General features: G+C 61.2%; 12 protein-coding genes and 2 pseudogenes. 7 read left to right on the top strand and 7 right to left on the bottom strand.

The features are described from left to right. Positions 1-85 precede the first annotated feature (85 nt). From HFO71_RS34235 to HFO71_RS34210, 6 genes are all read right to left on the bottom strand, one after another. Positions 86-844, bottom strand: a complete 759-nt coding sequence (locus HFO71_RS34235) for an SDR family NAD(P)-dependent oxidoreductase (RefSeq protein WP_168340923.1) — start codon at positions 842-844, stop codon at positions 86-88. 15 nt (positions 845-859) lie between these two features. Next, positions 860-1,633, bottom strand: coding sequence for an SDR family NAD(P)-dependent oxidoreductase (locus HFO71_RS34230; protein ID WP_138331017.1), 774 nt, complete (start codon positions 1,631-1,633; stop codon positions 860-862). Positions 1,634-1,640: 7 nt separating this feature from the next. Then, positions 1,641-3,161: a xylulokinase gene (locus HFO71_RS34225; protein WP_168340922.1), complete on the bottom strand. Its 1,521-nt coding sequence runs from the start codon at positions 3,159-3,161 to the stop codon at positions 1,641-1,643. A 19-nt stretch (positions 3,162-3,180) separates the two neighbouring features. Next, positions 3,181-4,176 carry an ABC transporter permease gene (locus HFO71_RS34220; protein WP_168340921.1) on the bottom strand — a complete coding sequence of 332 codons (996 nt, stop codon included), beginning with the start codon at positions 4,174-4,176 and terminating at the stop codon, positions 3,181-3,183. Continuing rightward, complete coding sequence (locus tag HFO71_RS34215) at positions 4,173-5,684, bottom strand: sugar ABC transporter ATP-binding protein (protein ID WP_338150509.1); 1,512 nt, start codon at positions 5,682-5,684, stop codon at positions 4,173-4,175. Before HFO71_RS34215 ends, HFO71_RS34220 begins: the two co-directional genes overlap by 4 nt. Before the next feature lie 82 nt (positions 5,685-5,766). After that, a complete protein-coding gene (locus tag HFO71_RS34210) occupies positions 5,767-6,696 on the bottom strand; it encodes a sugar ABC transporter substrate-binding protein (RefSeq protein ID WP_372353430.1) in 930 nt (309 codons plus the stop codon). 282 nt (positions 6,697-6,978) lie between these two features. Between HFO71_RS34210 and HFO71_RS34205 the strand changes: the two genes are divergently transcribed. The 7 genes and pseudogenes from HFO71_RS34205 to HFO71_RS34175 all read left to right on the top strand — a co-directional run. After that, entirely contained in the window at positions 6,979-7,605 is a 627-nt protein-coding gene (locus HFO71_RS34205) for a glucose-6-phosphate isomerase (RefSeq protein ID WP_168340918.1), read from the top strand. Between the two features lie 15 nt (positions 7,606-7,620). Then, a complete protein-coding gene (locus HFO71_RS34200) occupies positions 7,621-8,574 on the top strand; it encodes a shikimate dehydrogenase family protein (RefSeq protein ID WP_168340917.1) in 954 nt (317 codons plus the stop codon). 3 nt (positions 8,575-8,577) lie between these two features. Then, positions 8,578-9,525, top strand: coding sequence for an NAD(P)-dependent oxidoreductase (locus HFO71_RS34195; protein WP_168340916.1), 948 nt, complete (start codon positions 8,578-8,580; stop codon positions 9,523-9,525). Positions 9,526-9,528: 3 nt separating this feature from the next. Beyond that, positions 9,529-10,383, top strand: coding sequence for an MBL fold metallo-hydrolase (locus HFO71_RS34190; protein WP_168340915.1), 855 nt, complete (start codon positions 9,529-9,531; stop codon positions 10,381-10,383). 23 nt (positions 10,384-10,406) lie between these two features. After that, positions 10,407-11,300 (top strand): SIS domain-containing protein, encoded by an 894-nt coding sequence (locus HFO71_RS34185; protein ID WP_168340914.1) that lies wholly within the window; start codon positions 10,407-10,409, stop codon positions 11,298-11,300. 95 nt (positions 11,301-11,395) lie between these two features. After that, positions 11,396-11,524, top strand: a pseudogene (locus HFO71_RS34180) (IS6 family transposase); the annotation flags it as partial. Positions 11,525-11,531: 7 nt separating this feature from the next. Next, positions 11,532-12,216: pseudogene (locus tag HFO71_RS34175) on the top strand (IS3 family transposase); the annotation flags it as partial. Here the strand turns inward: HFO71_RS34175 and HFO71_RS34170 are convergent. Continuing rightward, positions 12,201-13,289, bottom strand: coding sequence for a LacI family DNA-binding transcriptional regulator (locus HFO71_RS34170; RefSeq protein ID WP_245007077.1), 1,089 nt, complete (start codon positions 13,287-13,289; stop codon positions 12,201-12,203). The pseudogene HFO71_RS34175 and the gene HFO71_RS34170 overlap by 16 nt on opposite strands. Positions 13,290-13,322: the final 33 nt, after the last annotated feature.

Raw genomic sequence — 13,322 nt, 5'->3', positions numbered from 1 at the left:
ATGCATCCTTTATGCACAATCGTATGTGAACTTTACATTTGTAGACGAGCAGGCGTGGTTCGCCCGCTCGGCTGTCGTTTCGTGGTTACCAGCCGCCATTCACGTATCCGCCATCGACGGGAAGCGTGGTGCCGGTGACGTAGAGCGCGGCAGGCGATGCAAGGAAGAGGCATGTGCCGACGAGGTCATCGACGGTGCCCCAGCGCTTGAGCGCGGTGCGATGTTCGATCTTGCCGGCATATTCCGGTACTGACCAGAGATCCTGGGTCATCGCGGTCTTGTGGTAGCCGGGCGCGATGGCGTTGACGCGGATGCCGTCGGGTCCGAACTTGTGCGCAAGTGCCCGTGTCAGGCCGACGATGCCCGTCTTGCTCGCGCAATAGGCCGGCACCCGGTCATCGGCGAGATAGGAGAGCATCGAGGCCGTATTGATGATCGCGCCCTTGGATTGCTTGAGCAGCGGGTGCGCTGCCATGGCCAGTCGCATGGCGCTGTTCATGTTGATGTCGATCACTTCGAGATAGGCGTCTTCGTTGAACTCCTCGTCCGGCTTGACGATGCCGGCGGCATTGACGAGGACTTCGAGCGAGCCGAGCGCCGGCACGAACTTGTCGATCGCCGCCCGATCGCGCACATCCAGATGCTCGAACCGGATGCCGGAGAGCGCGGGATCGTTCTTGATCTTGTCCAGCTTCGCCTGCGACGTGCCGGTGGCAATGACGTCTGCACCCATGCCGGCAAAGCCCTGTGCGATCGCCAGGCCGATGCCGCTCGTGGCGCCCGAGACCAGCACCTTCTTGCCGGCATAGAGATCCTTGCGGAACGTATCCAATATCTCTTTCATGAAATCCTCCTTGAATTACCAGGCAGTGTAGCCGCCATCGGCCGTCACGATCGAGCCGGTCATCAGGCTCGACGCGTCGGATGCGAGGAACAGGATGACAGCGGCGACTTCCGGCGGCTGGCCCATCCGGTTCATCGGCGTGTTGCCGACCCAATGTTTCATCATTTCGGAGTCGTCATAGACATAGCGGGTCAGTTCGGTCTCGATGTATGTCGGGGCCACGGCGTTGACGCGGACGTTGCGCGTCGCCCATTCGGCGGCGAGCGAACGCGTCAGGTGGTGCACGCCGGCCTTGGAGGCATTGTACTGTGCCTGCTCCTGCGGCCGGTTGACGATCTCGGCGGACATTGAGCCGACATTGACGATGTTGCCGCCGCCCTGCTCCAGCATCGCCTTGCCGAATGTTCGGCAACACCAGAACAGGCCGTTGAGATTGACGTCGATGACCTTGAGCCAGGTCGGGTCGTCCATGGTCTCGGCCGGACGGTTGGAAATCGCGATGCCGGCATTGTTGACGAGGATATCGACGCGACCGTGTTTTGCGACGATCGCCGCGTGCACGCGTTCGACCGCGCGGGGATCGGTGACGTCGAGCGTTTCGCTGTCGATCGACCGGCCCTTGGCGCGGAGTTCCTCGGCGGCCTTCGTGGCCGCCTCTCCGTTCATGTCTGTGATGATGACCGTGGCGCCGGCCTCGCTGAGCGCATCGGCCGTGGCAAAACCAATGCCGCGCGCGGCACCCGTGATAACCGCCGTCTTGGCCTTGAGGCTGAACAATTCGAGATACATGCTTTCCTCACCCGTCCTGCAATGATGGATCGGCCAGCGCATCGAGATCATCATAGAGCGACTGGCTGTTGAAATAGAGCTTGTCGAAAATCGGCTGCATCCGGCTGTAGCGCTCCTGCCAGGCTGGATCGGGCCGGATTTCGTCGGTATAGCGGACATAGACGGAGATCGCCTCGTCGAGCGAAGACCTTGCGCCCGTGGCGACCGCGCCCATCGCGGCGCAGCCGAGGATGCCGCACTCCTGTTCCTCTGGCACCACGATCGGCACGCCGTAGATGCTGGCCTTGATGCGGAGCCAGAGTTCGGTCTTGGCACCGCCGCCGGATGCGATGACGCGTTCGATCTTTTGTTCGGATGCGTTTTCCATGATCTTCAGATGGCGGGCGCCGGCAAAGGCTACGCCTTCGAGAATGGAACGATTGAGATGGCTCAGGCCATGCGCCGCACCGAGTCCGAAGAACTGGCCGCGGGCATTGCGATGCGCGCCGAGCCGTTCGCCGGTCAGGAAGGGCAGGAAGAACAGGCCGTCGGAGCCCACGGGCGCAGCATCAGCGCGGGCGACGAGTTGGTCGTAGCTCTCTTTGCCCTCGTGCAGTGCACGGCGTGCCCAGCGCATGGCATCACCGCCGGTTTCGAGCAGCACGAAGGGACCCCAATTGCCTTCGACCGTCGCAACATTGGATATATCGGGGTCGAGCAGCGGTGCGCGGGCGATCAGGGTCAGGATGCAGGATGTGCCGGTCACATCTGAGACGAGGCCGGGTCGCGACGTGCCGGAACCGAGAAGTGCCACGGGATAATCCGCGCCGCCGACCAGCACCGGCGTGCCGCTGGCGAGGCCGGTCTCGGCGGCAGCGGTCTCGGTGATAGTTCCAAGGATTTCCAGCGGGTTGCGGATCGGCGGCAATTTCGATGCGTCGAGGCCGAGGCGCTTCACCATGACAGGGGACCAGGCCCGCGTGCCGGGATTCATCAGGAAAGAACAGGAAGCATCGCCCTCATCCATGGCGATCTCGCCGGTCAGCCGGAGATTGATGTAATCCTTCGGCATGATGACATGGGCGGCCCTGGCATAGGCTTCCGGATCATGATCGCGCAGCCAGGCGAGCTTGAAGCCGGGCCAGGCCGGCGTCGGCGGATTGCCGCTTTCGGCGAGATAGGTCACGGGCGCGTTGTCGCGTTCGAAATCGCGGACGAGATCAATCGTGCGCTTGTCGTTCCACAGCGGAACCGTATCGCGCGTCAGGCGGCCATCGGAATCAACCAGCACCGTGCCGTGCATCTGGCCGCAGGCGACGATGACGGAAATGCGGCTCTTCGCGTCTGGCACTTTGGCGAGGACGCTGCGGATGGTCGCCACCACACCTGTCCACCAATCCGCCGGGCGCTGTTCGGCCCAGCCGAAGCGCGGCACGATCTGGTCGTGCTCGCGGGCAGCGATCGTCACGATGCTGCCCTTCCCATCGACCAGGGCGGCGCGGACACTTCCCGTGCCGACATCGATGGCGAGCGTGAGGGCGGAGATCATGCGGATTGCCTCTCCGGCTTCAGCGCTTCAGTGAACCGGTGCTGTATTGCAGCAGCATGGCAACGACGATGATGGCGCCCATATAGACCTGCTGGTGGTAGCCAGGGACGCCGGCGAGGTTCATGATATTGGCGATGATGCCCATGACCAGCGCGCCGAGCAGCGTGTTGATCACCCCACCCTTGCCACCCATGAGGCTGGCGCCACCGATGACGACCGCCGCGATGACATTGAGCTCGGCGCCGACGCCGACCTGCGCCGAACCGACACCGGTGCGGCTCGACGAGATGATGCCGGCAACAGCGGCCAGCACGCCGGAGATCATGTAGACAGCGAGAATATAGCGCGGCACGGCGATACCGGAGAGACGGACGGCCTCCTCGTTCGAACCGATTGCCGTGATGATGCGGCCGAAGCGGGTGAAATTGAGCACCACGCCGGCGACGATGAAGACGGCGAACATCAGGAGCACCGGCTGCGGGATGCCGAACAGGAAGCCGGAACCGAACCGGCTGAAGACGGCACCCGCTTCATCGAGCGGTATCGGCCTGCCCTCGGAGATGATCAGCGACAGGCCACGCGCGATCGCCATCATCGCCAGCGACATGACGAAGGACGGGAGCCGCAGATAGGCGATGAAGCCGCCGGTCACAAGGCCGCAAACCGCGCCACAGGCGAGGACCATGAGAATGGTTGGCGCGGTTCCATAGCCTGATATGGCGCAAAAATATCCCGTGAGGACCGAGCCGAGCGCCATGACGGAACCGACGGACAAATCGATGCCGCGCGTCAGGATGACGAACAGCATGCCGACCGCCATGATGCCGGCGCTGGAAGCCACCTGGCGCAGCACGTTGAGGATATTGCCACGGCTGAGGAAGTTTTCCGACCACATGGTCGCGACCACGACCAGGACCAGGAAGATAGCCAGCGTGCCGAAGCGCTGGATGATCGAGCGATAATCAACCTTGATCTTTTCTTCCGGCTGCTTGGCGGTGTCTGTCGTGCTTGTCATGCCTGGCTACCCTGATTTGCTGTTCGTGCGCCGCCCGTCATCGACAGGCCCAGCAGGTTTTCTTCGCTGTAGGTCTCAGGCGTCAGGTCGCCGCGGATTTGTCCCTGCCCCATGGCGAGCACGCGATCGCAGAGACCGAACAGTTCCTGGTGTTCCGACGAGATCACCAGCACGGCCTTGCCATCCTCGGCGAGCTTATTGACCAGCGCATAGATCTCGCTCTTGGCGCCGACGTCGACGCCGCGCGTGGGTTCATCAAGGATGATGACATCGCCATCGGCATGGAACCACTTAGCCAGCACGACCTTCTGCTGGTTGCCGCCGGAGAGGCTGGAGACCGGCGCATCGACGCTCGAGGCCTTCAACCTGAGGCTCTTGCCGAGTGCGGTGACATCGGCACGTTCCTTGGTGCGTTTGAGAAAACCGAAGGCATTCACGACCGACGACATTTTGGCCATAGTGGAATTGACTCGGATCGGCTTGTCGAGAATGACGCCCTGCTGCTTGCGGTCCTCAGGCACCAGGCCAATTCCGGCTTCCACCGCGTCCTTGGGCGATCTCGGCTTGAGCACCTTGCCCTTGAGTGTGATCGTGCCGCTTTCGAGCGGATCGGCTCCGAAGATGACGCGGGCAACCTCCGTGCGGCCTGAACCGATCAGGCCGCCGAGGCCGACGATCTCGCCCGCGCGGACTGAAAAACTCACATCACGCACCATGCGCCCAGCATTGAGATGTTCGACCTTGAGCATTTCCTGGCCGATGACGCGCTTGCCGCGCTCGGGGAACATGGCTGATATCGGCCGGCCGACCATCATGCGGATGATGTCGTCGATCTTGACATCACCGGTGGCAACCGTGCCGACAGTTTGGCCGTCCTTCATCACGGTCATGCGGTCGGCAATGTCGAAGACCTCGTCGAGGCGGTGCGAGATATAGACGATGCCGACGCCCCGATCGCGAAGGCCGCGGATGATCTCATGCAATTTCATCGCATCCTGCGCGGCGAGCACGGCTGTCGGCTCGTCGAAGACGATGATCTTGATATCCTGCGACAGCGCCTTGGCGATCTCGACCACCTGCTGGTGGGCAACCGCGAGCGTGCCGGCTATGCGGCCGGGATCGATCTTGAAGCCGAGGCGATCGATAAGTTCCTTGGCACGCTTGCGCAGGCTGGCATGGGAAATGACACCTGGCAGTTCGCCCAGGAAGATATTTTCCGCCACCGTCAGGTCGGGCGCCAGCGCCAGTTCCTGATGGATGACGACGATGCCCAACGCACGTGCATCCCGGGGATCGCGGAAGACGACTGGCTTGCCGTCGATGACGACTTCGCCATGGCTGGGGAGCATCTCGCCGCCGAGAACCCGCATCAGCGTGGATTTTCCGGCGCCATTTTCGCCGAGCAAGGCGTGGACTTCGCCGGGCCGGACATCGAAATCCACCGATTTCAGGGCATGGATGCCTCCAAACGACTTCGAGATGGACTTGAGTTTGACGAGTTCGGTCACAGTGGTACTCCGGACAGAAGGCAATGAGACGACGGAGGTTGGCCCCGCCGTCTCATCTTCACGACTTGCGGAAGGAAAGGCATCAAAAGACAGCGTCAGCGCGATAGTACTTGTCGACATTGTCCTTGGTGATAACGTCAGGAGTCGTCAGGTTGAGCTTCGGGAAGTTGTCCGGCAGTTCGCCCTTCACTGCCTTAAGGCCGATATCGACCGCCGTGCGGGCCACGAGATCGGGATCGTTGAGGCCGGTCGCGCCATACTTCCCATCCTTGATGAGGGCGAGCGCTTCCTTCTGGCCGTCGGCAGCGGCAAGCGCCAGCACGTCGGTCTTGCCCTGGGCTTCGAGCGCCTTCATCGCTCCAAGCACCATGGAGTCGTTCTCACCGAGCACGACATTGGCGTCGGGATGCGCGGTCAGCAAGTCTTCCATGGCAGCGAGACCGCCTTCATGGGCCCAGCCGCCCCAGCCCTGGCCGACGACTTCGAAGCTGACCTTGCCGTCGTTGACCAACTGGCCTTCGACGAGCCCCTTGAAGACGCCGAGACGGCGATCTCGACCGACTTCATTGCCCTTGTCGCCCGAGAGAAGGATGATCTTCATCGGCTTGCCCTGCATGGTCTTGGCAAGCCACTGGCCGACGAGGTAGCCGTTCTGGTCATTCGACGAACGAACCTGGGTGATGACATTGGCCTTGGTGCTGATCGAGGAATCCATGACCACAACCTTGACGCCGGCAGTGGTGGCAGCATCAGCGGCGGCAACGAGACCTTCCGGATCACGCGGGTTGAGGATCAGCAGATTAACGCCCTTGGCAACCATGTCTTCGACGTCGGCGATCTGCTTGGCCATGTCGTTCTGACCGTCGGCGCTGGTCACTTCGCAACCGGCCTTTTTGGCCTGGTCCTCGGCGGCGGCAACCTGTGCGGCAAAATAGGGAGCGCCGAGCGTGTACATCGCGATGCCGACCTTGCAATCGGCAGCCTGTGCAACGCCGAACGAGCCAACACTCATGACAGCAGCCAGCACGCATCCTGATAGGGTAATCTTCATGGGTTTCTCCTCCGATTCCATGACATGGAAGCAATGCGGCCTCCTTTTTGTAGTTAAAATACATTTTTCGCGCAGCGTCAAGCCGCCACTTCCCCCACCTTAATGAATTTGGCACACTTATTGCGGTGCAAACCGACATTTTGCGCCGCAACGGTCAAAAATGAACGGTTTGGCGGGTTCCAACACTTGCGCTTCAATCGTCGTTATGTAGTATAACTACCGAAAACGAATTGGAGGATAGCAATGGCTTTGTTCGAGCCGGGCATCGGATATGTCGACATCGCAGCCGGCCAGCTAAAAGGCGCTACCAACCGCTATGTGAAGACATTCCGCGATCTGGAAGGGCTTTATGAGGACGCCGAAGCGTTTGCGGCGGTGGTCGCCGCGCGCGGCGATGAGGTTGCCTATGAAGTCACCGACTACAAACCTTCGGCAAATGCCGGCGACATCATCATCGGCGTCACCCGCATGGAACCTGGCAAGGTGGGCCGAGAATATTACATGACGCGCGGCCATATCCATGCACGGCCGAACCGGCCGGAAATGTATTACGGTGAAAGCGGGCTCGGCGTCATGCTGCTCGAAAGCCCGGCAGGTGATATCCGCACCGTCGAGATCGGCCCCAAGGCGATGTGCTATGTGCCGCCATTCTGGATTCATCGTTCTGTCAATGTCGGCAGCGAGCCGCTGGTCATGACCTTCGCCTATCCCGCCGATTCTGGCCAGGATTACGACGTCATCGCCAAGGCAGGCGGCATGAAGAGCCGCATCGTCGATGACGGCAAGGGCGGATGGAAGACCATCGACAACACGGCCTATTTGGCCCGGCCGCAGGCGCTGGTCGACAGCATCATGGCTAGGCTCGACTGATCGAGGGGGATCACGATGCACTTCTATGCTACGGCAACCCGGCCGACGCTCTATTTCATCGGCGTGACCACCGGCAAGAGTTCGATCATGAAGGTGTTTCCAGCCTGGGCCGATCATCTCGGGCTGAAAGACGCTGGTATCAGGGGCATCGATTTCCCCTTGCATGCCGAGCCCGAAGCCTATCGCAAGGCCGTCGCCTTCATCCGCGACGATCCGATGTCGCTGGGCGCGCTGGTGACCACCCACAAGATCGATCTCTTCAATGCCTGCAAGGATATGTTCGACGAGATTGATCCGAATGCGCGGCTGATGGACGAGACGAGCTGCATCTCCAAGCGCGACGGCAAGCTTATCTGCCACGCCAAGGACCCGATCTCATCGGGCCTGGCGATGGATGCCTTTCTGCCGGACGGCTATTTCGAGCGCACCGGCGCCGATCTTTTCTCGATCGGTGCGGGTGGCTCGACGATCGCGCTGACATGGCACATGATGCATAAGCGGCGCGCGGACGACAGGCCATCGCGCATCATCGTTTCCAATCGCAGCCAGCACCGTATCGAGGAGATCAGGCGCATTCATAATGCGATGGGCAGGACCGTGCCGGTCGAATATGTCCTGGCGCCACAGCCCTCGGACAATGACGCGATCGTGGCCGGATTGAAGCCGGGCTCCGTGGTGATCAATGCCACCGGGCTCGGCAAGGATGCGCCCGGTTCGCCGCTGACGAATGCCGTGGTTTTTCCCGAAAACGGCGTCGCCTGGGACCTTAACTATCGCGGCGAGCTGATCTTTCTCGACCAGGCGCGGGCGCAGGAGAAGGCGCGCAACCTCCAGATAGAAGATGGCTGGGTCTATTTCATCCACGGCTGGACGGAGGTGATCGCGGAAGTCTTCCATATCGACATACCGCAAAGAGGACCGGAATTCGACGCCATCTCGAAGATCGCGATCGATGTTACGAAAGGCTGAACCATGGGCCACAAAGTGCTCGTCACGCCGCGCTCGCTGACCGAAGCGCCGCATCCCGCAATCGAGGGCATGGCCCGCCAGGGCGTCGAGATCGTCTATGCGACATCCGGCAAGCTGCCAGATGAAGCGGAATTGCTGCGGCTGGTGCCTGATGTCACAGGCTGGCTTGCAGGTGTGGAGCCGGTGTCTCCGAAGGTGATCGCCGCTGCGTCGAGGCTTTGTGTCGTGAGCCGCAATGGCACTGGTCTCGACAACCTGCCGCTCGGCGAGTTGAAATCGCGCGGCATCGCAGTCCGCACGGCAGACGGCGCCAACGCGCGGGGGGTGGCGGAGCTCGCCATCGCGATGATCTTCTCGGCCATGCGCCATCTGCCCTATACAGACCAGGGACTGAAGGCCGGCAGCTGGCCGCGCCGACGCGGCATCGAATTCTTCGGCCGCACGATCGGCATCATAGGTTGCGGCGCGGTCGGCGGCACGGTTGCCCGGCTGGCGGCCGCAATGGGCGCACACGTGATGGCTTTCGATCCCGCCCGTCCCGACGTTGGCATCGATCCCGCACGCTTTCGCTGGGCAAAGCATGACGAGATTTTCCGGGAAGCCGATATCCTGACGCTGCATTGCCCACCGAGCAAGGACCGCGCGCTGGTCAATCGCGATATGCTGGCGGCGGTGAAGCCGGGCCTGATCCTGGTCAACACGGCTCGCTCCTCGCTGGTCGATGAGGCCGCGTTGATCGAGGCGCTCGACGCCAAGCAGTTGCGGAGCTATTGCGTCGACGTGTTCGATCCCGAGCCGCCCGCTTTTCCCGGCCTTGCCTCGCGGGCGGACGTCATCGCCAGTTCGCATATCGGGGGCTATACCGAGGAAAGTGTCAACCGCGCGACCGAGATGGCGGTCTTCAACCTGATGGAATCCTTCGGCCTGAAACAGCATGCCCTGACGGCCTGACCCATGATCACGCTTCGCACGATCCCCTTCGACGAACCGCTCGCGGCTAGGCTCGAGATGGGGCCGGGCGACGGCGTCTCGCTCTACTGGCTCGGACAGGCCGGTTTCGTGATCGATGCGGATGGCTGGCGCATCGTCATCGATCCCTATCTCTCGGATTCGCTTGCGGTCAAATATCGCGGTGCTGTTTTTTCGCATGAGAGGATGGCCCCTGCACCACTGACGCAGGATCAGCTCGGGCCGGTCGATCTTGTGCTGTGCACGCATCATCACACCGACCACATGGACGGCGAGACGCTGAGCTTGCTGGCAAAACGCCTGCCTGAGCTGAACTTCGTGGTGCCCTCTGCTTCGCGCGAGCTCGCCATACAGCGGATCGGTCTGAATGCCAGCCGGTTGATCGAGGTCGATGCCGGTGATCGTAAGACGATTGGAAGCCTGGAGCTCCATGTCATGCGTGCCGCGCACGAAACCCTGGAGCGCGACGAGGCAGGAAAACACCGGTTTCTCGGCTACGGCATGGTCTTCGGCAATGTGAGAATCTTCCACTCGGGCGATACGATACCATTCGATGGGCAGAGTGAGGAGATCAAGGCCTTTGCGCCCGATCTGGCACTTCTGCCGGTCAATGGCCGCTCGGAGGCGCTGAGAACGTCCGGCTTTGCAGGCAACCTGACGCTTGCCGAAGCGATTACGCTTTCCGGTCGCTGCGCCATCGCCGCGATGATCGCCCATCACTACGGCATGTTCGCATTCAACACAATCGCGCCCGATGAGATCGACAATGCGGCTGAGCAAGCACCCATCACGCTTCGTCGCGCCCGCTACGGCATCGAGTTTCGTCTTGACGGTGCGTAGTGCACGGTGGCAGGAAATCTCAGATGGCATATGACGAGATATCCAGCCGCAATACCGGGCAAAACATACTCGAAATCGTGCGGCAGGCACTGCCTGGCCTTCGCAAATCCGAGCGCAAGGTGGCCAACCGCGTGCTGGAGGATCCCAACCGCATTCTCAACGCCGCGCTCGCGGAGGCTGCGGCACTTTCCGATGTCAGCGAGCCGACGGTGATCCGCTTTTGCGTGGCGATCGGCTGCAGCGGCTACCAGGAATTCAAGCTCCGGCTTGCCCATAGCTTGGCGCTCGGTACGACCGCGACCCATTCCGTGCTTTCGAAGAATGACAGCACTGCGGAATTGGTCGAGAAGATCTTCGGCTATACGATGACCAGCCTCGATTGGGCCCGCAGCCATCTCGATACGCAGGCGCTGGGTGAAGCCATCGCCCTGCTTAGCGGGGCTCGGAGTATCGAGTTCTTCGGTCTCGGTGCCTCCGGCATCGTGGCACTCGATGCGCAGCAAAAGTTTCCGCTGTTCGGCGTGCCTTGCGGCGCACAGGCCGACACCCACCAGCAATTGATGACGGCATCCATGATGCAGGCCGGCGACGTTGCGGTGATCTTCTCCAATACCGGGCACACGATCGCAATGATTGAGGTGGCCAAGGTGGCCAAGGATGGTGGCGCCAAAGTGATCGCGGTTTCCGGATCGCGCTCGCCACTGCTCGACCATTGCGACGTGGCGATCCTGGTCGAGACGCTCGACAATACCGATATCTATACGCCGACGATCTCGCGCATCGCGGCCCTCGTCGTCGTCGATATCCTCTGTACGGCTGTCGGATTGCGTCGCGATGCAGAACACGGCAAGCGCTTTGAAAACATGAAGCAATTGCTTCGAAACCAGCGGGTGAACGGCCCAGTGAAAACGTCGTAAGTGTACCGCGATCTCGTCTTGCCGTCTGATTGAGGGAACTTGCGAGGAACTCCGACTGCGGCATCAACTTAACGAAACACGGACATCGACATAAGATAACGGGTCATGACGACCGTGATCCGCTTTATCGCCGCCACCGTTTTCCCGTCGAAATCATCGCCCACGCTGTGTGGCTCTATTTCCGGTTCCCTCTCAGCCTGCGGATGGTAGAGAACTTGCTGAGCGTTTGTTCTGAAGCAGGGTGACGAAGGTGTGCCGGTGGCGGAGATCTGCCGGATCAGCCGGGCGACCTACTTCAATTGGAAGAAAGATATGCCGGCATGTTGCCGCCGGAGATGAAGAAGCTGAAGGAACTCGAGGACGAGAACGCACGGCTGAAGAAGATCGTCGCGGACCTGACACTCGACCGCGAGATGCAGCAGGACGTCATTCGCCGAAAGCTCTAAGGCCTCGCAAGCGGGAGGTGGTGAAGGGCATGTGCCGCGATTGGGCGATCTCGATCCGGCGTGCTTGTGGGGCGCTGAACTTCGATCGTTCAAGCTACCACTACACCTCTCGCCGTGCCGATCAGGCCGCCTGGAATGTCGTATTCGCGAGATCTGCGAAACCTAAGTGCGCTACGGCTATCGCCGGGTGCATGTGCTCTTAGAGCGTGAGGGTTGGGGCACCAACATCAAGAGAACCTATAGGATTTACAGGGACTTGGGCCTTCAACTGCGGAACAAAACGCCAAAGCGCCGAGTCAAAGCCAAACTGCGGGAGGATCGGCGAATGGCGGTTGGACCGATGTCTAGGCCATGGACTTCGTTCACGACCAGCTGGCGACCGGAAAGAAGTTGCGGGCGTGATGGTGATCGAGACCTTCTCGCGCTATGTGCCGGTGCTTGATCCGCGTCACAGCTATCGCGGTGAAGACGGTAGCTTGCCGTTCCGATCGGTGCTTTCGCGCGTTTTGACTTTAATACCGAGATCGACGATCTTTTCGCCGCTATTGTCGCCAGCCAGCCGGCGACGGAGCCTCGTGACAGCTTCGTAGCCGCATTCCCAGCGCGGCGTATACACGCTGGTGATCGCCGGATAGGCGGCCTCCATGACCTCGAAATCGTTGAACCCGGCGATCCCCATGTCCTGAGGTACGCGCCGACCGCGCTGCATGCATTCAAAGAGCGAACCGAGCGCCATTACGTCGTTGTTGCAGAAGACGGCATCAATTTCGGGCTCAGCCTCGATCATGTCCGCCAGCAGTCGGCGGGCGGCGAGCGGCGTGACAAAGCGGCGCGCTTCGGAACTTGCACCGCCACGTGGCTGATGGGTCGTGTCGATCGGTGTGATGAGACGAGGATTAAAAAGGCCGGCTTCCGTCAGCACGTCGCGAAGGCCGGAAAGGCGCGACAGCGATCGGCCATTCATCCAGCCGGCGACGAAACCGATATTGCGATAGCCGGATTCGAGAAGATGCTCGGTGATCGCACGGCCGGCCTGATAGTGGGAGAAGCCGATGATCGTGTCGATCGGGTCGTCGCTCAGATCCATGATCTGGATGACCGGACAGCCGGCCTCTTTCAGCATAAGTCGCGAGGCCTCGTTCTGGTCGACACCGGAGATGATCATGCCGGCCGGCTTCTGACGCAGCATCTGGGCGATCAGCCGCTCCTCCTCCTCCTGGTAGTAGCGGGTATTGCCGATCTGGACGTGAAGCTCGGTGCTTTCGACGCCGTCATAGATACCGCGCAACACGTCGGAAAAAATGTTCTGTGTAAGCGAGGGAACGAGCACGCCGATCACGTCCGTTCGGATCGAGGCAAGCGCGCGGGCGCTGAGATTGGGAATATAGTTCAACTGGCGGACCGCATTGTCGATGCTTTCCCGCAAGGATGCCGACACCAGCGACGGATCGCGCAGCGCACGCGAGACAGTGATCGCGCCGACGCCGGCCAGGCGTGCGACATCGGCGATCGTGGGACGTCCATCTGTCCGGCGGCTGCGCAAGATATCTCCCCCGTGACGTGAAGTCGACGGCCT

Source organism: Rhizobium laguerreae (assembly GCF_019778565.1).
In the GTDB taxonomy this organism is placed as follows: Bacteria; Pseudomonadota; Alphaproteobacteria; order Rhizobiales; family Rhizobiaceae; genus Rhizobium; species Rhizobium laguerreae.
This window is presented reverse-complemented; position numbering and strand designations above follow the sequence as displayed.